General features: G+C 41.4%; 19 protein-coding genes. 5 read left to right on the top strand and 14 right to left on the bottom strand.

Features of this window, described 5'->3' with window-relative positions:
- Positions 1-39: 39 nt before the first annotated feature.
- The 3 genes from Q0192_RS14280 to recJ are packed head-to-tail and all read right to left on the bottom strand — an operon-like array spanning position 40 to position 4,029.
- Positions 40-1,566, bottom strand: coding sequence for a GH3 auxin-responsive promoter family protein (locus Q0192_RS14280; RefSeq protein ID WP_299290273.1), 1,527 nt, complete (start codon positions 1,564-1,566; stop codon positions 40-42).
- A gap of 6 nt (positions 1,567-1,572) precedes the next feature.
- Positions 1,573-2,310: an LPS export ABC transporter ATP-binding protein gene (gene lptB, locus Q0192_RS14275; protein WP_299290271.1), complete on the bottom strand. Its 738-nt coding sequence runs from the start codon at positions 2,308-2,310 to the stop codon at positions 1,573-1,575.
- Between the two features lie 3 nt (positions 2,311-2,313).
- Positions 2,314-4,029, bottom strand: coding sequence for a single-stranded-DNA-specific exonuclease RecJ (gene recJ / locus Q0192_RS14270; protein ID WP_299290269.1), 1,716 nt, complete (start codon positions 4,027-4,029; stop codon positions 2,314-2,316).
- Positions 4,030-4,106: 77 nt separating this feature from the next.
- On the opposite strand from recJ, the gene Q0192_RS14265 reads away from it, so the two are divergent.
- Entirely contained in the window at positions 4,107-4,880 is a 774-nt protein-coding gene (locus tag Q0192_RS14265) for an MBL fold metallo-hydrolase (protein ID WP_299290267.1), read from the top strand.
- Here Q0192_RS14265 and Q0192_RS14260 read toward each other — a convergent pair.
- The 8 genes from Q0192_RS14260 to Q0192_RS14225 form a co-directional block, all read right to left on the bottom strand.
- Entirely contained in the window at positions 4,877-5,302 is a 426-nt protein-coding gene (locus Q0192_RS14260; protein WP_299290265.1) for a response regulator, read from the bottom strand. The two genes, Q0192_RS14265 and Q0192_RS14260, sit on opposite strands and share 4 nt — an antisense overlap.
- Positions 5,303-5,528: 226 nt before the next feature.
- Positions 5,529-8,420: an aminomethyl-transferring glycine dehydrogenase gene (gene gcvP, locus Q0192_RS14255; RefSeq protein ID WP_299290263.1), complete on the bottom strand. Its 2,892-nt coding sequence runs from the start codon at positions 8,418-8,420 to the stop codon at positions 5,529-5,531.
- A gap of 199 nt (positions 8,421-8,619) precedes the next feature.
- A complete protein-coding gene (locus tag Q0192_RS14250; protein WP_299290261.1) occupies positions 8,620-9,336 on the bottom strand; it encodes a pyridoxine 5'-phosphate synthase in 717 nt (238 codons plus the stop codon).
- Between the two features lie 77 nt (positions 9,337-9,413).
- Positions 9,414-9,596 (bottom strand): hypothetical protein, encoded by a 183-nt coding sequence (locus Q0192_RS14245; RefSeq protein WP_299290259.1) that lies wholly within the window; start codon positions 9,594-9,596, stop codon positions 9,414-9,416.
- 50 nt (positions 9,597-9,646) lie between these two features.
- Positions 9,647-12,040 carry a hypothetical protein gene (locus Q0192_RS14240; protein WP_299290257.1) on the bottom strand — a complete coding sequence of 798 codons (2,394 nt, stop codon included), beginning with the start codon at positions 12,038-12,040 and terminating at the stop codon, positions 9,647-9,649.
- 136 nt (positions 12,041-12,176) lie between these two features.
- Positions 12,177-13,325 carry a DUF4249 domain-containing protein gene (locus Q0192_RS14235; protein ID WP_299290255.1) on the bottom strand — a complete coding sequence of 383 codons (1,149 nt, stop codon included), beginning with the start codon at positions 13,323-13,325 and terminating at the stop codon, positions 12,177-12,179.
- 4 nt (positions 13,326-13,329) lie between these two features.
- Positions 13,330-16,089 carry a TonB-dependent receptor gene (locus Q0192_RS14230; protein ID WP_299290253.1) on the bottom strand — a complete coding sequence of 920 codons (2,760 nt, stop codon included), beginning with the start codon at positions 16,087-16,089 and terminating at the stop codon, positions 13,330-13,332.
- Position 16,090: 1 nt separating this feature from the next.
- On the bottom strand, positions 16,091-16,837 hold the full coding sequence (locus Q0192_RS14225; RefSeq protein WP_299290251.1) for a hypothetical protein: 747 nt from the start codon (positions 16,835-16,837) through the stop codon (positions 16,091-16,093).
- A gap of 207 nt (positions 16,838-17,044) precedes the next feature.
- Here Q0192_RS14225 and Q0192_RS14220 point away from each other — a divergent pair, with 207 nt between their 5' ends.
- Entirely contained in the window at positions 17,045-18,034 is a 990-nt protein-coding gene (locus Q0192_RS14220) for a polysaccharide deacetylase (protein WP_299290249.1), read from the top strand.
- A gap of 42 nt (positions 18,035-18,076) precedes the next feature.
- Here Q0192_RS14220 and Q0192_RS14215 read toward each other — a convergent pair whose 3' ends face one another.
- Entirely contained in the window at positions 18,077-18,253 is a 177-nt protein-coding gene (locus Q0192_RS14215) for a type II toxin-antitoxin system HicB family antitoxin (protein ID WP_299290247.1), read from the bottom strand.
- Positions 18,254-18,386: 133 nt separating this feature from the next.
- On the bottom strand, positions 18,387-19,700 hold the full coding sequence (gene ahcY / locus Q0192_RS14210; protein WP_299290245.1) for an adenosylhomocysteinase: 1,314 nt from the start codon (positions 19,698-19,700) through the stop codon (positions 18,387-18,389).
- 153 nt (positions 19,701-19,853) lie between these two features.
- On the opposite strand from ahcY, the gene Q0192_RS14205 reads away from it, so the two are divergent.
- Positions 19,854-20,264: a BrxA/BrxB family bacilliredoxin gene (locus Q0192_RS14205; RefSeq protein ID WP_299290243.1), complete on the top strand. Its 411-nt coding sequence runs from the start codon at positions 19,854-19,856 to the stop codon at positions 20,262-20,264.
- A 74-nt stretch (positions 20,265-20,338) separates the two neighbouring features.
- Positions 20,339-20,545, top strand: a complete 207-nt coding sequence (locus Q0192_RS14200; protein WP_299290241.1) for a hypothetical protein — start codon at positions 20,339-20,341, stop codon at positions 20,543-20,545.
- Between the two features lie 32 nt (positions 20,546-20,577).
- Here the strand turns inward: Q0192_RS14200 and Q0192_RS14195 are convergent, their stop codons facing one another.
- Positions 20,578-20,820, bottom strand: coding sequence for a hypothetical protein (locus Q0192_RS14195; RefSeq protein WP_299290239.1), 243 nt, complete (start codon positions 20,818-20,820; stop codon positions 20,578-20,580).
- Positions 20,821-20,913: 93 nt separating this feature from the next.
- Between Q0192_RS14195 and Q0192_RS14190 the strand changes: the two genes are divergently transcribed.
- A complete protein-coding gene (locus Q0192_RS14190) occupies positions 20,914-23,427 on the top strand; it encodes a M1 family aminopeptidase (protein ID WP_299290237.1) in 2,514 nt (837 codons plus the stop codon).
- Positions 23,428-23,532 lie beyond the last annotated feature (105 nt).

Raw genomic sequence — 23,532 nt, 5'->3', positions numbered from 1 at the left:
GCTTAGTGTCTTCTACCTCCTTTCTTACGGTAACAGAAATCAAATTGTTACCTGAATATTCATAATTGATAAAATAGAATCTACATATTCGCGGTTATTGGCCAGGCGCGGCACTTTGTGCTGGCCGCCCAGTTTGCCTTTTTGTTTGAGCCATTTGTAAAATGTACCGTCGGCAGCAATATGGACAAGCGGCCTTTTTAAAGCCATATCTTTAAACCGTTTGGCGTCATAATCCGAGTTTACTTTGCGCAGGGTTTCGTCCAGCAGATCCACAAAACGCTCAAATTCGTCCGGCTGCTTTTCAAACTCGATGATCCATTCGTGCCCGCCGGCCTTGTTTCCGTCAAAATAAAGTGGTGCTGCGGTGTACTCGCGGATGATGGCACCGGTTTGCGTACATGCTTCTTTTAAAGCCCTTTCGCTGTTATCAATAATCACTTCTTCGCCAAAAGCATTGATAAAGTGTTTGGTGCGGCCGGTGATGCGGATGCGAAAAGGCGAAAGCGACGTAAACTGAACCGTATCGCCAATCATGTACCGCCACAAACCGGAATTGGTAGAAATGATCAAAGCATAGTTTTTACCGGTTTCAACCTCATGCAACAGCAGCGTTTTCGGGTCATCATCAAACAAATTTTCAATTGGCAAAAATTCGTAAAACACGCCATAATCCAGCATCAGCAGCATTTCTTCCGAATCCGACTGGTCCTGAATCCCAAAAAACCCTTCCGAAGCGTTGTACGTTTCCATGTAATACATTGCATCGCTTGGAACCAGCTTTTTAAAATGATCGCGGTAAGGCGTAAAAGAAACGGCACCATGAACGTATAGTTCAAGGTTTGGCCAGATTTCCAACAAGTTGTCTTTCCCGGTCAGTTCCAACAAACGTTTTGCCAGCACAATGTTCCAAGTTGGCACGCCGCTGATTGCTGTAACATTAACCAATTTGGTGATGTTAGCAATCTTTTCAATCTTCTCTTCATAGTTCTCAATCAGCGTAATGGCCAATTCCGGCGTTCGGTAAAACTCAGCCCAAAGCGGTAAATTTTTTAGGAGAACGGCAGAAAGATCGCCATAAAAAGAGTCCGTATTTAATTGGTTAATTTGATGGCTTCCGCCTAAAACTAATGTTTTACCAGTAAATAATTTGGCTTCCGGGCGGTTGTTGCAATACAGCGTGATCATGTCTTTGCCACCTTTAAAATGGCATTCTTCCATCGCTTCTTCACTTACCGGAATAAATTTGCTGCGATCACTTGTGGTGCCGGATGACTTGGCAAACCATTTAATTTCCGAAGGCCAAAGCACATTTTGCTCGCCTTTCATCATCCGCTCGATGTAAGGTTTTAAAGTATCATAAGTTTGAATCGGGAAACGCTGCCGGAAATCATTTGCATTTTCGATACTTTTATAACCGTACTTTTTGCCCCATTCGGTATTTTCTGCGCTGGTAATTAAGTTTTCAAACCATTCTTCCTGCACCTCATTTGGATATTTGATAAAAAGCTCGATCTGGTGCATCCGCTTTTTCATGATCCAGGTAACTAATGAATTGATGAAAGTCATAGGGCTTTAGGCGAAAGTTTTTCTTTTTAAAACGAAGTTAGAACCCAGATATAATTTGCGTACAATCGGGTCTTCTGCCAACACTTCCGGTTCGCCATAACGCAAAATCTTGCCTTCAAAAAGCAGGTAAGCGCGGTCTGTAATGGATAAAGTTTCCTGCACGTTGTGGTCGGTAATCAAAATCCCGATGTTGCGCGTTCGTAATTTGGCTACCATAAATTGAATTTCTTCCACCGCAATCGGATCAACGCCGGCAAAAGGTTCGTCCAGCAAAATAAACTTAGGTTCGGCAGCCAAAGCGCGGGCAATCTCAGTCCGGCGGCGTTCTCCGCCCGAAAGCAAATCGCCGCGGTTTTTACGCACTTTTTGCAAACTAAATTCGTCAATCAGTTCTTCCAGCTTGTCTTTTTGTTCGGCTTGGTTCATTTTGCCCATTTCCAACACGGCTTTGATGTTGTCTTCTACCGAAAGTTTGCGAAAAACAGAAGCTTCCTGCGCCAGATAACCAATGCCTTTTTGTGCGCGTCGGTACATCGGCGCATCGGTTATGTCTTCGTCTTCCAGAAAAATCTTTCCTTCGTTTGGTTTGATCAAACCAACAATCATATAAAAAGAAGTGGTTTTTCCGGCACCGTTTGGGCCAAGCAAACCTACAATTTCGCCTTGCTGCACATCAAAAGTAACATCGTTTACAACGGTGCGCTGCTTGTATTTTTTAATTAAATTTTCTGCCCTTAAAATCATTTTTTATGCTGATGTTGTATCTTCAAACCGAATCCCTTTTACATTCAATTGCAAAGTTTTCTGTTCGCGCCAAACGTTTTCTTCGATGGTATAACAAATATCAAACGGCATACTGTTTTTAATGGCATAAATATAGTCGCCCATACCAAAACCAATACAGTTAAAAATTGCAGAACCCTCCTGCACTACGCAAAGTTTAAGGTGTTTTTCGCCCACCAGGTTTATATTGCCGCTAACATACACATTTTTAGTTACGAAAACAGGCGTCATATTTTCCGGGCCGAAAGGCGCAAACTGCTTTAAAATCCGTAGAAAACGCGGTGTAATGTGGTTTAATTTGATTTCAGCATCAATCCTGATCCGTTGCACCAATTGTTCTTCTGTAATTACCGAAGCTACAATTTCCTCAAAACGTTCGCTAAACGCTGTTACGTTTTCGGGCAGCAAAGTTAAACCGGCGGCATATTTATGTCCGCCAAACTGCAACAGTAAATCGCTGCAGCCGCACAAAGCTTCGTACAAATCAAAACCGTAAACAGAACGCGCAGAACCGGTAACGTGGCCATTGCTTTTGGTCAATACAACGGTTGGCCGGTAATATTTTTCGGTTAAGCGCGAAGCCACAATTCCAATCACGCCTTTGTGCCAGTTTTCCTGAAAAACCACGGTAGAACGGCGGTTGATGAGCAGCGGGTTTTGATCAATCATATTCAAAGCCTGGCCGGTAATGCTCAGGTCATGCTCTTTTCGTTCGGTATTTTTCAGGTTGATGGATTCGCCGAAATCAGAAGCCGAAACCGAACAATCCGCAATCAACAAGTTAACCGCGTGTTTGGCATCATCAATCCGCCCGGCGGCATTGATGCGCGGGCCGATGGTAAAAACGAGATCAGAAACAGTATAATTTTCCGCTTTTCCGGCAACATTCATCAAAGCTTTTAAACCAATGGAAGGATTGGTGTTGATTTTTTCGAGGCCAAAAGCCGTAAGCGTGCGGTTTTCGCCGTTAATGTGGACGAGATCACAAGCAATACTGACGGCAACCAAATCCAAGTAACAATTGACTTCTTCAAACGGAGTATCATTTTTTTCGGCATAAGCCTGAATCAGTTTAAAACCAATACCGCAGCCAGAAAGCTCTTTGTAAGGATAACCGCAATCGCTTCTTTTCGGATCTAAAACGGCAACGGCTTGCGGCAGTTCTTCGCCTGGCAAATGGTGGTCGCAGATGATAAAGTCAATGCTTCTTTTACCGGCATAAATTACTTTTTCTACGGATTTGATACCGCAATCCAAAGCAATAATCAAACTGAAATTATGCTCGGCAGCAAAATCAATCCCGGCGGTAGAAATGCCGTAACCTTCCGTGTATCGGTTCGGAATATAAAAGAAAATGTTTTTGTAACGCTTCTTAAAAAACTGATACACAACAGAAACGGCCGTGGTTCCGTCCACATCGTAATCACCATAAATCAATATTTTTTCGTTGTTGCTGATAGCTTTTTCAATCCGAAGCACGGCTTTTTCCATATCCTGCATTAAAAACGGATCGTGCAAATGGCCTAAATCCGGCCTGAAAAAGTATCTGGCTTCTTCAAAAGTAGTAACGCCGCGCTGCACCAGCAGGTTGCTCAGCACTTCGTCAATTTGCAAAGCCTCTGCCAAAGCCAAAACCTGTTCGCGGTTTCCCTCCTGCTCCAAAACCCATCGCTTTTGCATATCTTTAAAAAAGTTTAAACAGTAAAGATAGTTATTGACTTATCATTAAATAAGTTTAAACTGATTTTAGCATTGCTATGAATATTTATGCGTTGGGCGAAGGTTCTTTTTCTGTTGATTCTACCAAAAAGTTTGTCCCTTTTAACCCGCTTACCGATAGCCCTACAGACCGAAAAGGCTCTATTTTCATCCACGTTCAGCCGTTTTTACTCAAAACCGAACACGATTTAATTTTGATGGATGCCGGTTTAGGTTTCAAAAACCCGAACGGCGAACTGATGCTACATGATAACATCAGAAACGCTGGTTTTGAACCGGAAGATGTTACGCTGATTTTAATGTCGCACCTGCATTACGACCATACCGGTGGCCTGGTGGTAGAACGAAACGGAAGAATGGAGCCGTCTTTTCCGGATGCCGAACACATCATCCAGCGCGGCGAATGGGAGTTTGCTTTTTCCGGAAAATCATCTTCTTACCGGCAACCGATCTTTGAAGTGCTGCAACAATCAGTTAACGTAACTTTGGTGGAAGGTAGCGGCAATTTCAGGAACGGAATTACTTACGAACTGACTGGTGGCCATTGCCCGTTTCACCAGGTTTTTAAAATCGAGTCAGCGGGAGAAATTTATTTTTTTGGCGGCGATGTTTTGCCGGAACCAGAACAATTGATCAGAAAGTTTGCTGCAAAATATGATTTTGACGGAAAAAAATCAATGGAACTGCGCGAACGTTTTGGAAAACAAGCCGCCGAAGAAAATTGGATATGCTGTTTTTACCATGCAAAAAACCTTGCCATTGGCAAGGTTACAGACAATAACGGGTTTTCGGTAAAAACGCTGGACAGTTAGCCGGCGTGTACTTTTACGCCACCAAATACTTCTTTTATAGACTCTATGTTGAGCGGTTTGGATATAAAGTTGGCTACAGAACTAAATGACCTGGCTTTTTCAATATCATTACTAAAAACAGACGAGGACAAGATGTAAATCGTAATCCTTTTATCGGGGTCTAAATTTGAGGATTTATATTCCTCCAGAAATTCCCAGCCATTCATAATCGGCATATTAATGTCCAGCAAAATATAATCAGGAACTTGCTCCGGATGGTTATTAAATATATCCTTTAACCGGTTTATTGCCAGACGGCCATTCAAGTAAGTTGAAATCTCTGCATCGGCAAATCCCTTCCTGATCAGTTTAACGGTAATGAAATTATTTATCTCATCATCGTCAACCAGCATAATATTGACAGGCTTCTGATTCACATTCATATAAGTTTGTACGAAAGTAAAAGCATGAAAGTTCGGTACATGCATAATAAATTTTTTAGCACCTTAATAAAATTACAATCTCAAGCGGCACAAAACGATTTTCTTTAGACTATAGAGAAATAACGTGCGCTTAATATCCTATAAAAGACATTAATACTGTTACGCTGAAATTAGAAAAGCAGATTTTTTTGTAATTCTAAATGACTTTTACACTACAATTATACATTTATTCGGTCAAACTTTCTTCAAAAGCATAACTTTCCAAAGGAGGGCATGCACAAATTAAAGTACGGTCGCCGTGTGTATCGTTTACACGACCTACAGAAGGCCAAAATTTAAAAGCAGCAACATAAGGCAGCGGGAAAGCTGCTTTTTGCCGTGTGTATGGATGCTCCCACTCGTTATCTGTAACAACGGCAGCTGTATGCGGGGCATTTTTTAGCGGGTTATTTGCTTTATCAGAAATACCGTTTGCCACATCTTCAATTTCGTTCCGGATAGAAACCATCGCATCACAAAACCGGTCAAGTTCGTGTTTAGGTTCTGATTCTGTCGGCTCCACCATCACCGTTCCGGCAACCGGGAAAGAAACCGTTGGCGCATGGAAACCGTAATCTATCAACCGTTTGGCAATATCCGTTACTTCGATACCAAAATTTTTGAAAGCGCGACAATCCAGAATCATTTCGTGCGCGCATCTTCCGTTTGCCCCGGCATACAAAACCGGATAATATTTTTCTAAACGGGATTTAATATAATTGGCGTTTAAAATAGCATAACGGGTAGCATTGGTTAAACCTTCGCTGCCCATCATGGCAATATAAGCATGAGAAATCAGCAAGATAGAAGCCGAACCCCAAGGAGCTGCCGAAACTGCCGGAATAGATTTTCCCTGTTCGATATCAACCATGGCATGTCCCGGTAAAAACTGAACCAAGTGTTTAGCTACGCCAATCGGGCCCATGCCCGGGCCGCCGCCGCCATGCGGAATGCAAAAAGTTTTATGCAGGTTGAGGTGGCAAACATCGGCACCAATATTGGCCGGACTGGTTAAACCAACTTGTGCATTCATGTTGGCACCATCCATGTAAACCTGGCCGCCGTGCTGATGGATAATATCGCAAATTTCGATGATAGATTCTTCAAAAACGCCGTGGGTTGAAGGATACGTAACCATCAAACAAGAAAGTTCATTGCGGTATTGTTCGGCTTTCGCTTTCAAATCTGCAACGTCAATGTTTCCGTTGTCATCACATTTTACCACGATGATTTTCATGCCGGCCATGGCTGCCGAAGCCGGATTGGTTCCATGTGCCGAAGAAGGGATCAATGCAATATTTCGATGGTGGTCGCCATTGGCATGATGGTAGGCGCGAATCACCAGTAAACCAGCATATTCGCCTTGTGCACCGGCATTTGGCTGCAAACTCATCGCCGCAAACCCGGTGATTTCATTCAGCCATTGGTTCAGTTCATCAAAAATCTGCATGTAACCGCCCACTTGGTCAGTTGGTGCAAACGGATGCATTTTGCTAAATTCCGGCCAAGTAACCGGAACCATTTCTGTAGTTGCATTCAACTTCATAGTACACGAACCCAACGGAATCATCGAATTGCATAAAGAAAGATCTTTTGCTTCCAGCGATTTGATATAACGCAGCATTTCGTGTTCAGAATGATGCGTGTTAAAAACCGGATGGTTTAAAAATTCAGAAGTGCGCTGCAATTCCGTTGGAACCGGCGTTTGCAATGCTTCTTTTATCGCATCAAAATTGGTATCGGCCAAAGTTTTTCCTTTGGCTTTGGCAAAGATTTTAACGATGGTTTGGATATCTTCCGCAGCAGTCGTTTCATCCAAAGCAATCGAAACCAGCGAACCTTGATAATAAAAGTTCATTTCCTGGTTCAAGGCTTCGGAATGAATTGTATCAACAATTTGCCCGGTTTCAAAAGTCAGTGTATCAAAATAAACTTCATTTTGGTGTTGGTAACCTAAAGCTTTTAACGATTCGGACAGCAAAACGGTTAAACCATGAATGCGTTCTGCAATCAATTTTAAACCTTCGGCACCATGATAAGCGGCATACATTCCGGCCATTATCGCTAACAAAGCCTGCGCCGTACAAATATTGGAAGTTGCTTTGTCCCTACGAATGTGCTGCTCGCGGGTTTGCAAAGCCATACGCAAAGCATAATTGCCAGCATTATCAATCGTTACGCCGATGATACGGCCGGGAATGCTTCTTTTATAGGCATCTTTTGTGGCAAAAAAAGCAGCGTGCGGGCCACCAAAACCCATCGGCACACCAAAACGCTGCGTTGTGCCAACCACTACATCTGCGCCCCACTCGCCCGGAGGCGTGAGCAAAACCAAGCTCATCAAATCAGCAACAACAGTTAGTTTTATATTTTTTTGGTGAAGGGAATCGGCAAAGTTGCGGTAATCGTAAACCTCACCGTTTGAGGCCGGATATTGAATGATCGCACCAAAAAAGCTATCATCCAACTCAGCAGTTTCATGATTACCGATCACCAATTCCAAATCCAAAGGTTGAGAACGGGTTTTTAAAATATCAATCGTTTGCGGGAAAACTTCCGCAGAAACAAAAAACTTTTTGGCTTTGGCATTTTTACGCAAACTGTATTGCATAAACATCGCTTCGGCAGCGGCCGTGCCTTCATCCAACAAAGAAGCATTGGCAATTTCCATTCCGGTCAAATCAATCACCATCGTTTGGAAATTGAGCAAAGCCTGCAAACGGCCTTGCGCAATCTCGGCCTGGTAAGGTGTGTATTGCGTGTACCAGCCCGGGTTTTCCAAAATGTTACGTTGGATAACGCCCGGAACGATCACATCGTAATAACCTTTTCCGATAAAACTTTTAAAGACTTTATTTTTTGAGGCCGTAATTTTTAAGCTGTTTAGATAATCAAATTCGCTTTTGGCAGGAGGCAAATTGAGCGGATTTTTAAGTCTGATTGCGGCTGGAACGGTTTGATCGATCAGTTCATCAACCGATACTACACCAATTTGATGTAGCATTGCGTCGGTTTCTGGCTGATCCGGGGCGATATGACGATGTTGAAATTTTTCCTGGTAATTGATATTTAACTTCATGTAGTTTGCTGGATGAATTTAAGGCGCAAAGGTAAGGCTTTGGGTTTTGACGGTCAATGTTTTGTGCAATCGTTACAGGAGATTTACATAAAGTTTTGGAATGCTTCTTTTAGCACTGTTTTTTCAGATTGGTAAAAAAGCGAAAACCTGCTGCAGTGATTTTTGCACGATAAAAGAAGCATCAACAACGGAAATTGCTTTACGCCAAACACCGCTTGTACATCTGTATCGTGTTTTCCAAACCCAAATACAAAGCATCCGCAATTAAAGCATGGCCAATACTAACTTCCAGCAAACCGGGAATATTTTGGGCGAAGTATTTTAAATTGTGCAAATCCAAATCGTGGCCAGCGTTTAAACCTAAACCTAATTCAACTGCTTTTTCGGCAGCTTTTATGTAAGGTGCAATCGCTTGTTCTTTGTTTTGATGATAATTAGCAGCATAACTTTCAGTGTACAATTCGATTCTGTCTGTTCCGGTGGTTGCGGCCGCTTCTACCATTTCTACAACAGGATCAACAAAAATAGAAACACGGATATTTTCTGCCTTAAAAACAGCAATAATTTGTTTTAGATAATCCTGGTTTTTGATCGTGTCCCAACCGTGGTTGGAAGTGATCTGCCCTAAAACATCGGGAACCAAAGTAACTTGTGCCGGTTTATTGGCCAGCACCAAATCCACAAATTTCTGTTCCTGGCAGTTGCCTTCGATGTTAAATTCAGTCGCAATAACTTTTTTTAAATCGAAAACATCCTGGTAACGGATATGCCTTTCATCAGGCCGGGGATGAACGGTAATTCCTTCGGCACCAAAACGTTCGCAATCCAAAGCTACTTTTACCAAATCTGGGTTATTGCCGCCGCGCGAATTGCGCAGGGTTGCGATTTTATTGATGTTTACGGAAAGATGCGTCATGCTGGTAAAAGTAGGGAATTGGGGAAGATGTTTGGGGCAATGCTGTTTTTATCGGGTAAAAATTTGTATGATTTAGCTTATTTCAACCACTTATTCAATTTTTGTTTAGCTTCTTCCGTTGTTAAAGTTTCGCCTGCTGCTGACTGCTCAAGTCCTGTTTTTATTTTTTGAATCAGAAGAAGGCTATCTAACAAATCATCAAACGAAAAGCTTTCTGGCAATTCTTTAATAGTTTGAATTAACTGCTCTTTGTTTAACATAAATCAAATAAAATACAATATATATTGCTAATATCACGACAAGTTATAATTTATTTCAGCCCCGCCGTGTAATCCTGCTTCACACTAAATTTAAAATACTGGCTTCCTGCTTCGCCTGCTGCGGTGATGCCTTGTAATACGCCAATGTAATTTCCGGTTCTATCCGAAGTATAAAAGTTTATCTGTGTTTTTCCGTTTGCATTGGTAAAAACGGATGGCGACCAGTAAAGCACGTTTCTAAAATCGGGAAGCCGGCTGGCCATTTGCTGGCTGCTTTCGTACACGGGCGAATAAAATTCGCGCTCCAGTTGCATGCCTTCGTAATCCACAATAACCGCATGAGGGTCAAATTCGTACCCGCCCAAATCGCCTTTGTAAGTCGTTAGGTTTACTATTCCTTGAAACTCCGTTGACTGCCAAAAATATGGGCTTTTAACCAGTTCCAGCTTTCGTATTTTCAGCGGGTCTATCGCCATTACTTTATCCATGTTAAAAACCGGAACGCCATCCAGCATCACCAGCGGGTCTCCGCTTAACATTGCCTTTTCGCTGATAATCCTGATATGGAACCGCTTTTGCTGTTTTACCACAATCAATGATCTTATATATTCGCGCAAAACTTCTTCCATTGTGGTAAACCTGGTATAGTCATCCAATTTGTAGGGGAAAAATGATTTGCCGTAAAAAGAGCTGCTGTCAATTTTCGGATTGTAAAACTGCTTCAACTGATTCCCGGCATATAGGTTTTGGACTTGCATATCCAAACTCCGCGCTTTAAGTGCATTTTGCATTTGGCCGGTTAAAGTAAAAACCGGCAAAGTACTTTTGGAATATTTTTCGGAAAAAGGGCTTAAAATATCAATGCGGTAAGTGCTGTCTTTTTCTGTATTGGTTTGCACCACAATCTCTCCCGGACCGTAAAAATCTTTTGTATTGAAGATCAATTTCCCTGTCGAATCGCTTTTTGCAGTATATAGTTGTACACGTTTTCCCGGCACGGCAAAATAAGCAGTAATATTTTTTTCAGGTTGGTTGTTGGAAATACCGGTTAATTTTGCCGTAACCAAATGCCCGGTATATTCGGGAAGAAATGAAAATGAAGGCTGGAGACTTTTTAATATTTCTTCCCATTTAAACCTGCTCCAACCTTGCGAAAGCATTAAATTATCAATGGCTTGGTCTGCTTCTGCATCTTTATTTTTGAAATAATAATCCGGCGATTCGATGTTGCCTTTTAAATCCGAAGTGAGCCATAAATAATTAATTAGATCGCCTGGTTCTGTAGTTTGAAGCGAATCTATTTGATAAACCGACATAGACAAATCAGAAACCAAAGGCTGGCCTCGCAAATCTTTAACCGAAATAGCAACGTTAACCTTTTTTCTTACGCCATATTGTTCCTGATTTGGGTTAGAAGCGATTACAACTTTTTGTGCTGGCCGTTTAAAATAAAGCCTTTCGCAAACTGGTTTTCTGTCGCTGTTAAATACCGTTAAGTGAGATATGCCTTCGCCCAACAAAGCTTTGTCAATTAAAAATTTGGCCGTTCCGTTTACCAAAGCTGCACTTTGTATTGATTTAGAAGTACTTTTGGTATGCGCAAACAAATACACATCGCCATGTTCGGTATTGCTGTTTACCGTTACGGCTAATTGGTTTGCATTGTCTGCCAATTGCATCACATAACCCTGATCAAATATTGCAGGCAGTTCTTTTACAATTGGTTTGTTTTCTGCATCAACATAAATAACTGCTTTATAAACATCTTTTAAATTGGGCTTGAAACTAAAGTTGCCGATACCAAACTTTAAAGGCCGAAATTTTGCAATGGTATCGTTGTGTTGGTTTATAATTGCACCTCTAAAGTTTACACCTTTTCCATCCTCGCCCAAAACTTTAAATGCAATTTTGCTGGTTAAACCGTTAACTAAATTTCCGCCTTCCGGGAAAAACTGAATGTCATAAGTTGGCTTTGCTTTGTTTAAAGTTATTTCAGGAGATTTTAAAGGATTGATGATGGTTATATTTTTTTCAAAATAACTATCGGCGCTAAAATTTTTCATCCAATTGGTGTAAGCCCGCAACTTATAATTGCCGCTGTTTACAGAAACCGGAATGTAAACTGAACCATTTCCGCTGCCGGTTTCTTTTAAAGCAATTTTGGCTTGTATCACCGGGATTTGGTTATCGTCCAGCACTTCTACATAAGCTACTTTGCTGATATTGATCGGTTTATTGTTCCCAGCATCAACATTGTAAATTTTAAACCACAATATTTCGCCGGTTAAATAAGTGCTTTTATCGGTATGCACAAAGAGCTTTTCCTGGAAAGTGTTTTGCTGATAAGCCTCAAAACGGTTTTGAATTGTAGTGGCGGTTTGTGCATTACTTTCAAACGAAAGCAAAAGCACAATTACAAAACTGACTAAAATATTTTTTAACATATCTTTCAATTATTATCGCTAATTCCTTTTGTTCAGTTGGTTGCTGATGCTTCTTTTATCACCTAAAAAACATTAAAACTTTTATCACTTTTAAACACCAAAATTTGATGGGTAAAAGAAGCATTGTTACTTATCTTTATTTCCAGAATACAGGCTGTTTAACTGTTCCGCGAATTGTACAATCGGTACATTCAATGCTAGAACTGATGTAACCATCTATCATAGTACTTTTAGGATAGGAGAATGGATTCATCGGGATAAAAGTAGAGCCTATAGGAATAAGAAGTGCTGCCACATCTTTGACTTTAATAGAATCCATGCCGCAATTATAAGGATATGCAGGTTGCCAGCTCGGTGGCAAAGCATCGTTCGATATAAACACCCTTTTGCTTTTAACATTTGTAGCGCTGATAAACCCGATAACAGGTTCCGTAGGGTCGGCAGTATTGTGGATATTTCCGGAACTGGTAGAAGGTTGTGCATCAAATATACTTCCAAGCTGTTCGGTGTTTTTTTGCAGGTTTTGCCAATACAAATAGGCGTCTTTTGTTAAGCCATATTGTTTAAGCAAAATGCTGTATTTCATTTCAATTTTTTCGGATGTGGAAAGAATAGTTGTGATTGGGTTTTGATAGATCACATCCTGTTGCAGTTTCTCCGAAGAACCTAAAATGATGTTGCTTGATATATCGCTGCCGAAACAATAATAAAACATTTGGTCTGCCCTTCTTTGAACAATAGCAGTACCATTGGTAACGTAGCCCGAATAATACTTGGAATGAAACTTCCAGGTTTCTGCAAAATCCCAGCGGTAATATCGGGTATTGTTTTTAGGATTGTGGGTGTTGGCATAAATCTGCAACCCGTTTGAGGTTACATGATAACCAACACTATCTATTGCAGGTGTGGACGTAAATTGTACGTAGTCCGAAAAGTAAGTTTTCCCATTATTAGTTTGGATATGCAACCGGTATTTTTTCGTGCTGTCGAGGTTTAACGGGGCGCAAGTGTACTTTCCGCTGCTTGCTTCATTTAAGGGATAACTATTGCCCGACATATCTTCAACATTCAATTTTGCCTTGGTTTCAGCAGAAGATTTTGTATTTTGAGAGAGATTTACCGTGCGGCTAAGCTTGATAATGGTGGAGTCGGAATTGCCGTTAATTACACCTTCTACCACCAGATAACTATTGGGCGCATTTACTGCAGGAGGATTATAAGGCTTTTTACAACTAAGATTTAAACTTAGAATAAACAGCCATAAAAGAAGCATCTTACTTTTCATAAATTTAAAATCTGATGTTATAGTTTACAAAAGGAATTGGCTTTGCAAAAATGGACAGCTGGTAGCCATTGATCGCGCCGCCCTGCTCGGTAAAATAAGTTGAATAGGCATTTTGCCGGCCTGTTAAATTATAAACGCCAATTGTCCAGGAATTATGCGTGCGCTGATGCACTTTATGGTTGCCTTCGATGTTCATCGAAAAATCCATTCGGAAATAATCCGGGATACGGTATTGGTTCCGGTCCGAATAATAAACCCTTTCAGCTCCTGCATAATTATACTTGGCAATCGGCAAAGTAATCGGCCGGCCGGTACTGTAAGTGGCATTTAAAGAAAAACTGAAGCGGTGCGACAAACGGTAATTGCCGGTAAAGTTAAAATCGTGTGGTTTATCAAAATTTGCCGGATAATAATTGCCTTTGTTGATCAAATCTCCCGCATTCGGGTCGTCCTGTTTTAAAAAAGTACGTGAGTAAGTATAGCTCATCCAACCATTAAGTTTCCCTGCCGTTTTGCGCAGTAAAAATTCTGCGCCGTAAGCCTTTCCTTGTGTGTTGACCACATCTGTTTCCACATGATGGTTCAATACCAAGGTTGCGCCGCTTTTATAATCCAAGTAATCCTTCAACCTTTTATAATACACTTCCACAGAAAGCTCAATGGTATTTGCTTTTGCATTGTGGTATAAACCTAAAGAAACCTGGTCGCCGTATTGTGGTTTGATGTTCGGATCGCTTAACTTCCAAACATCGGTAGGCGAAATAGCTGTGGTGTTGGAAAGCAAATGAATGTATTGCCTCAACGTATTGTAACCTGCTTTGATGGAAGAATTATCGCCCAGATTATACCTTACCGAAGCCCTGATCTCCGGGCCATGATAAGTATTGATCACCTGGTTCTTTTTATAAGTCGTGCTGTCAATCAGGTTCACACTTTCCCTCGGCAAATTGGGCGCGTAATAATTAACCGTTTGCGGGCCAAGATAATTATACAAAGAATAACGCAAGCCGAAACTCACTAACAAATCAGGCGTAATGTCATACTTATCGCCCAAATACAAAGCGCTTTCTAAAGCCCGTTCTGCCGGTACAACATTTGGCACTACTAAAGATTTGCTTCCGTTTGGTTCAAAATCACCGGGATTGAGTTTGTACAAAATAGAGCCCAGCCCAAAATCAATCGTATTTTTTGGGTTGACGTAATAAGTAAAATCTGCTTTAAAATTAGTTTGGTTGATATCAAAACCCAGCTTATAAGCATTTACAGGATTATCGGAACTCGAAGTATTGTATTGGTAATGATCATTTCCTGCCGTAAAAACACTATAAAACTTATTGCTAAAATTATGCTTCCATTTGATGTTGACATTGCTGTTGCTGTAAGCATAAGCCGTATCGCTGTTTAACTTAAATTTATCGTTGCTGAGGTAACTGGTGATGTAAATATTATTCCGGTCGTTGATTTGGTGGCTGATATCCAGGTTCAAATCATAAAAAGAAGCCTGGCTGTGTTTGTAGTCTTCGGGCAACAACTTCAGCAACCAATCAGAATAAGTGGTGCGGCCGCCAAAAATAAAAGAAGTTTTATCCTTGATAATCGGCCCTTCAATATTTAATCTGCTGGTAAGCAAACCAATACCTGCCGAACCGGTAAACTTCTTCTTGTTTCCTTCGCGGTCGGTTACATCCAAAACAGAAGACAAACGGCCGCCGTATTTCTCCGGGATACTGCTTTTATACAACTGAACATCCTTCACAATATCAGGATTGAAAGCAGAGAAAAAACCAAAAAAATGCGCCGGGTTGTAAATGGTCGCATCGTTCAACAAGATCAGGTTTTGATCGGCAGCGCCGCCACGGACATTAAACCCCGTAGTCGCTTCCCCAACAGATTGCACGCCTGGCAGTGTCAAAATCACCCGCAACACATCGGCTTCCCCAAAAACTGCCGGCACTTGTTTGATCGCTTTTATATCCAGCCGGTTTACGCCCAATTCCCCGCTCCGTACATTGGCTACTTTTTCCGCAGAAATCCGTACTTCTTTTAACGAGGTAATTTGTTCCTGCATTTCAATATTCAACTTCCCGTTGCTGTACAACATAATTTGCCGCCGGGTATCACGCATGCCCAAACCCCGGATACTTAATGTTTGCCTGCCGCGCGGCAAAGTGAGGGAATAGTAACCAAACTGGTCCGTCGCAATTCCAATTTTAGAATCAACCACACGGATACTTGCACCAATAACCGCCTCGCCGGATTTAATGTCTTTTACATAACCGGCAAGCGTGGCCGTTCCCGATTTGATTTCGTTTGTTTTTATCCCGATTTCGTAAAGCTTGTTTTCTGTCGTTGCTTCCGGTATTTTTTTATCCTGATCGTTGGTATAATCTGTTATTGGAATTGTTTCATGCGGCACATCTCCTGCCTTTCCTTTAAAAAAACCGGCTGCAAGCGTTGTCTGTATTTCCCTTCCTTTCGTAAGGAAAACTTGCTGCTCAACGATGGCATAATGAAAATTTGTATTGCGAAAAGACCGATCTAAAATAGTTTGCAAAGGCACATTTACAACTTCCAAAGTAATTTTCAAACTGTCAAATTGCACTGGATTGTAATAAAAATGATAGCCGCTTTTTAATTCCAATTCAGCAACAAACTGTTCAATGTTGGCTCCATGAAAATTGACGCTAAAAGTTTTTGGCGGTTGTTGTGCAAACGCAACTTTTATAAGGATCAGCAGGAAAAAAACCAAGTAACATTTTTTCATATTAGTTTGATAATTGGTCGTAATAAGAAGCAATTTTTACCAATGCCTGTTCCGGGTCTGCTTTATATTTAATACGGTTATCGCTGATAAAAAGCTGGACTTGCTTTTTCTTATCTTGCAAAGCTTTCAAAATAGAAGATAGGCCGTTGATGTTATAATATTCCGTCCCTTTTTTCAGGTAAATTCCTTTTTTCCCTGGGCTAAAGTAACTTTCTAAATTTCCTGTTGTACCGGTCTGGATTGTTTTTGATGTTTTTGTTAAAACTTCTGTTTTCCCTTTGTACAATTGGTTGTAAATACCATTGCGGATGCCAGGATTGTTCAAACTATCCACATTAACAGCTACAAAATGATGGTCGGCTAAATTAAAATAATGCAATTTATCGTTCAATAAAATGTAACTGAAAGCTTTATTGTAATGTAGTACCACCACGCAATCTTTGTAAACATCGTACATCATCGGCACGTTGTTGTAGGTAACATCATCGTATTTTACTGATCCAAACTTCCAAACATTTACATCATCGTAATAAGCATTTCCTTTAATAAAAAAATTATACTGATCATATTCCGGCCCGTTGTACAACCTGGAATTTTCGCCGATGGCCGTAGTAAAATTTTGAATAACGCTGTTGATCTTTTGTTGCCCGGAAGAAGTATCCGGAACCAGGTTTTGCCCTTTTAAAGTTTCAACATAAACCATACTTATAAAAGATACGGCTATGAATTTTAAAATTTGACTGCTCATTTTTTAGGTAAATGGAGGTACGTAAGTTACTTAATATCTTTTAATAATCAAACACATCGGGCTTGTTTAAATTTTTCCTGATATAATGCCAATGCTTCTTTTACCGGTATAAAATTTGTCTTGTATTAGAAAAAGAGAGAAGACGTTCATTATCCCAAAACCACTTCTCCTGCTCTTGCGTTAAAAACATTTTAGCTAAAAAACCGAATGCCGTTCAAACTCAAACTCCTCGTTTTCCTCACCATTTTTATACCGGTAAAAGAAGCATCCGCCCAAATTTCAGCTTTTAAAGACATTCGCAATTATGAAACTTATTATGCCGAGGCCAGAAGAAATACCGAAAACTGGCTGGCCATCCGCCGTTTTGAGGGTTCGGGGAAAACCTGGCTTTTGATGGCAGAACCGCGGACAATGGCTACCAAAGTTGCCGAAGCCAATTTGTATGAACTGAAACCAACTACGCTTGCAGCAGCGCGGCAAACTTTCAAAAATACGGCTTATACCAATGCTTTAACGGCTGCCGAGAAGCAGTCTTCTACCATCCAGGATGCAGGGATTGTACAGGGAATGCCGAAAGAAACCGGGATTAGTTTAACGATTGACCTTTGCCCGTCTCATAAAACACTCGACCGCCGTATTTTTAACGATGTTTTTGCGGAATTTAACAAAGTGGAGCCGCACCCGCCGGTTGCCATTTCGGTTTCGGGTTTGTGGATGAAGGACCATGAAGCGGATTTGAACTGGCTGAAACAGCAGGAACTGGACGGCCATATTTTTATCACCTGGATCAACCATACTTATAACCACCGCGTTGACCCGAAAAAGCCGCTGAAAGAGAACTTTTTACTGGAACCTGGCACCAACATCAACTACGAAGTGCTGGAAACCGAGCAGGCGATGTTGCGCAATGGGTTGCTGCCGTCGGTGTTTTTTCGGTTCCCGGGATTGGTTTCGGATGCGAAATTATTGTACGAGATTACCGGTTTTGGTTTGATCCCGATCGGCAGCGATGCCTGGCTGGCAAAAGGACAAAAAGCTTTGCCGGGAAGTATCGTGCTGATCCATGGCAACGGCAATGAACCAATTGGCGTAAATGATTTTATCAGTTTGCTGAAATTGGAACAAAAAAATGTAACACAAAAACAGTGGTTGCTGTATGATTTGCGCGAAAGTTTGAATGAGGAATTTGAGAAGTAATTTTTGTTTTCTTAAAACAGTAGTTGCTATTTTAGCTTAAGGTTAACACTTACCATCCAATTCCAAACTTTCTACATACAAACTAATAGCTTCTTTCGCCATTTCCATCGCTTCTTCAATAGTTTCGCCTTGCGTAAAACAACCAGGCAAAGCCGGAACAGAAACAGAAAATCCACCTTCCGCTTCTGGCGTTAATAAAACACGATATGTTCTTTGCATAATTGAAGTTACAATTTTTATAGCAAAACAAAAATGGCTTCCAAAATTTAGAAGCCATTTTCTCGATACTTGTTATTTAAGTTTTGCTCTCCGATACCCAAAAGCTGATACCTGATTGCTCACACCTAAAAGCTTAATATCTATAATAATCCGGTTTAAACGGACCTTCAACTTTTACACCAATGTAATCGGCCTGGTAATTTTCTAATTCTTCCAACTCCACACCAATTTTTGATAAATGCAACCTTGCAACTTTTTCATCCAAGGTTTTTGGCAAAGTATAAACTTTGTTTTCGTACTTGTCGGTATTCATCCAAAGTTCCAATTGTGCCAAAGTTTGGTTGGTAAAAGAAGCACTCATCACGAAACTTGGATGTCCGGTTGCACAACCCAAGTTTACCAAACGGCCTTCTGCCAATACAATTACATCTTTACCGTTGATGGTATATTTATCAACTTGTGGCTTGATTTCAATTTTGGTATTGCCATAATTTTCGTTCAGCCAAGCCATGTCAATTTCATTGTCAAAGTGGCCAATGTTGCAAACAATGGCTTTATCTTTTAAAGCACGGAAATGTTGTTCTTTTACAATATCACAATTTCCGGTTGCGGTAACTACAATGTCGGCTTCGGTAATGGCAGTCGAAAGTTTCTTTACTTCAAAACCTTCCATCGCAGCTTGTAACGCACAAATCGGGTCAATTTCGGTTACAATTACACGCACACCGGCGTTGCGCAAAGAATCTGCAGAACCTTTACCAACATCGCCATAACCGCAAACTACGGCTACTTTTCCGGCCATCATTACATCAGTTGCTCTGCGGATCGCATCAACCAAAGACTCGCGGCAACCGTATTTGTTATCAAACTTGGATTTGGTAACCGAATCATTTACGTTGATGGCAGGAATCGGCAACGAACCGTTTTTCATGCGCTCGTACAAACGGTGCACGCCAGTGGTTGTTTCTTCGGATAAACCTTTGATACCGGCAACCAGTTCCGGATATTTATCAAAAACCAGGTTGGTTAAATCGCCGCCATCATCCAAAATCATGTTCAACGGCTCCTGGTTTTCGCCAAAATGTAAAGTTTGCTCAATGCACCATTCAAATTCTTCTTCGTTCATCCCTTTCCAGGCATAAACCGAAATTCCGGCAGCAGCAATGGCCGCAGCGGCATGGTCTTGAGTGGAGAAAATATTGCAGGACGACCAGGTAACTTCGGCACCCAGTTCAATCAGCGTTTCAATTAAAACGGCGGTTTGGATCGTCATGTGCAAACAGCCTGCAATCCGCGCGCCTTTCAGCGGTTTCGATGCGCCGTATTCAGCACGTAAAGCCATCAAACCAGGCATTTCTGCTTCGGCAAGGCCAATTTCTTTGCGGCCCCACTCGGCCAAATTAATGTCTTTTACTTTAAACGGTACGTAGGTTTCTACTAATGCCATAATGCTTCTTTTATCGTGCAAAAATAAGTATAAAAAAGTTTTATTTTGAAATTTGGATGATGATCGTTGTCAGTGTTTTGTTAATATTTTACTTCATTTGGCACGAACAATTTGGATTGATTAGCTTTGTTGAAGATTAAAAGAAAAGAAAAAATGTACCCAGAATATTTAGTTGCCCCGATGCGGGAAGATTTGACCAGAGTTGGTTTTCAGGAATTAAAAACGGCCGATGATGTAAAAAGTGCCATCGAATCGCCGGGAACTACTTTTGTAATGGTGAATTCGGTTTGCGGTTGTGCGGCTGCCAATGCGCGCCCGGCTGCAAAAATGGCTACGCAAAACGGCAAAGTGCCAGACCGTTTTGTAACTGTTTTTGCGGGAATGGAAACAGATGCCGTAGATACAGCGCGTGATTATATGCTGCCTTATCCGCCGTCATCGCCGGCGATGGCTTTGTTTAAAGACGGAAAATTGGTGCACATTATCGAACGACGCCAGATTGAAGGCCGCCCGGCACAAATGATTGCCGATAATTTGGCTGGTGCTTTCGACCAATATTGCTAATACTGTTTTTATCGGTATAAAATTAAAATCCGGCGAATTTGATTTTGCCGGATTTTTTTATTTCCTGAATTTTTGTGCAGGAAGTTTATTTACATGCTGTTTTTATCGGTATAAATTTGTTTTCTCTTTGTCCGTTCTTTTTTCTTGATAAAAAAGAACCAAAAAATCAAGCATGCCGGATCGCCTCCGGGCGGCATTCAGCCCCACGCTCCTGGGCGCATACCTTACAAGCGGCCCTGCAAGTTTCTAAAAAACAAGAAGTTGCTTTCCACTCCACCTAATTTATGCCGGTAAAAGAAGCATTCTGAAATTATCAACCCTCAACAATCCTTTTCATAGCCTTTGCTTTTGCTTCCTGCCAAGTGTTTTCCTTTTCAGTTCCGGCTTCCGGTTTTTTCGTCCGGCTTTCCGTTTCGGCAACAAATCTTGGATCGTTCTGATGGTTGTAAACGCTTTCAATATCGCTTTCCAAAACTATATAAATTGCTTTTAGTTTTTCTTCTGCTACAAACTCAATGTAATCGTGCAGCTTTTTTTTGATTTCTGAAGTTTCCATGGTTTGGTTTTATCCAAAATTAACTAATTGTGCGTTATTAGCCGGATGAATGTAAATTTACGTTTCTTAACCTGTGTAATTTTTATTGAAAATATGATCAACCTTTTTAAACGCTTTGTCGCAATCGGCGCAGCCTGTTTGGTTTCCTCAGCCTTATCTGCCCAAACAACCAATGATAACCCGGCTTTAAAAATTTACCGCGCCACGCCGGTAAAAATCAACGATTTGGTCAACACCAAACTGGATGTTCGTTTTGATTACGCCAAACACTATTTATACGGCAAAGAATGGGTTACGCTGAAACCGCATTTTTACCCAACCGATTCTTTGGTTTTGGATGCCAAAGGAATGGACATCAGCAATATTTCTGTGGTTAAAAACGGTAAAAACATGCCGTTGAAATACACTTATGATAGTTTGCAATTGAAGATCAAACTCGATAAAAAATATACTTCCGCAGAAAACTACACGCTGTATTTAAGTTATACAGCAAAGCCTGACGAATTAAAAGTAAAAGGCAGCGCAGCCATCAGCGATGCCAAAGGTTTGTATTTTATCAATTCGGATGGCGCCGACAAAACCAAACCGATCCAGATTTGGACGCAGGGCGAAACGGAAAGTTCTTCCGCCTGGTTTCCAACGATTGACAAGCCCGATCAGAAAACGCTGGAAGAAATCAGCATGACGGTCCCTGCTAAATACGTTACGCTTTCTAACGGAAAACTCATCTCCCAAAAACCTGCCGGAACTGGTTTGCGGACTGACACTTGGAAAATGGACAAGCCCAATGCGCCATATCTGTTTATGATGGCCGTTGGCGATTTTAAAATCTACAAAGACAAATGGAAAGACAAAGAAGTAAGCTATTATTTAGAACCTGCCTTTGCCCCTTTTGCCAAACAAATTTTTGGTTTTACGCCGGAACTGATCGCTTTTTATTCGCAGAAATTAGGTGTTGATTTTCCGTGGAACAAATACAGCCAGATTGTGGTGCGCGATTATGTAAGCGGCGCGATGGAAAACACTACGGCAACTTTACATGGAGAATATGTGCAAAAAACGCCGCGCGAAATGCTGGACGATAACTACAGCCAGGGCGAAAGCACCATCGCGCACGAACTTTTCCACCAATGGTTTGGCGATTATGTAACCTGCGAAAGCTGGAGCAATTTGACGGTGAACGAATCTTTTGCTGATTTCAGCGAAACACTTTGGGCCGAACACCGCTATGGAAAAGACGAAGGCGGCGCGCACATCAACGAAAATATGCTGGCTTACCTGAATTCTAAAGATGCGCGGACAAAAAACCTGGTTCGTTTTTATTATGCCGATAAAGAAGATATGTTTGATGTAGTTACGTACCAAAAAGGCGGCTGCATTTTAAATATGCTGCGCAACTATTTAGGCGAGGATGCTTTTTTTGCCGGCCTAAATTTATACCTCCGCCAAAATGCTTTGGGCAACGGCGAAGCGCAACAATTGCGTTTGGCATTGGAAAAAGTGAGCGGCCAGGATTTAAACTGGTTTTTTAACCAATGGTATTATGGCGCGGGCAACCCGGATTTAAAGATTGATTATAAATGGGACGAAGGCAGCAAAACGCAGTTTGTTTATTTAACGCAAACGCAGGAAGGCCAGACTTTTACCTTGCCAATGGCCATTGATTTGTATGTTGGTGGCAAGAAAGAACGCCATCAGATTTGGATGCGTGATAAAGCAGACACGCTGAGTTTTAAAGTTGCATCCAAACCAAATTTGGTAAATGTGGATGGCGATAAAACCTTGCTCGCCCAAAAAACCGACAATAAAACTACGGATGAATATGTGTTCCAGTACTTTAACGCGCCTTTGTATTTAGACCGCTGGGAAGCGATGAACGCCGTAACGGGCAAACAAGGCGATGCCGGGGCGCGCAAAGTAATATTGGCGGCATTAAAAGATAATTATTACGGGCTGCGCACTTTGGCTATCCGAAATGTAAACCTGAGCAGCGATGAAGTTAAACAAGCGGCCATGCCCGAACTGACCAACATCGCCCAAAACGATAAAAACAATACGGTAAAAGCAGCAGCGATCATTGCTTTGGGCAAACTTAAAAACGCTACTGATTTGCCTTTGTTCAGGACGGCTTTAAACAGCCAGTCGTACGCGGTGCAAGGTGCGGCTTTGAATGCTTTGGCAGCGCAAAACCCGGACGAAGCTTTAAAAATTGCAAAAGGTTTTGAAAAAGACAACAAAGGCGCGCTTACACAAGCGATGGTGCTGCTTTACACCACAAAAGGAACGGAAGCCGAATTGCCTTTTGTGAGCAAAGCATTTGACCAGGCTGGCGTACAGGCAAAATTCAACGTGATGCAAGGTTATGTTGCCATGCTGGGAAAAGTGAACGACACGCAAAAAGTAAACCCACGGGTTGATGCGTTTAAAAAACTGGCTATCCAATACAAACAATACGGCGTTGACCAATACGTAATGGGCATGCTGGGCGACCTGAAAACCCAAAAACAAAACCAGGCCAAAAACGCTGATGCAAATTTAAAAAGCCAGTTAAATGCACAGGCCGATTATATTGCCAAAGCCATTGATGAAATAAAAGCAGCTAAGTAGATACTGTTTTTACCGGCATAAAAAGAGCATTCGGAAAAATCTGGATGCTCTTTTTATTTGCATTTAATTTGCAAAGTTTTTGGATAAACATTTGTAAATTACACA

The organism is uncultured Mucilaginibacter sp., assembly GCF_937859865.1.
GTDB lineage: Bacteria > Bacteroidota > Bacteroidia > Sphingobacteriales > Sphingobacteriaceae > Mucilaginibacter_A.
Note: the sequence above shows the minus strand (reverse complement) of the source record. Positions and strands in the feature narration are given on the sequence as shown.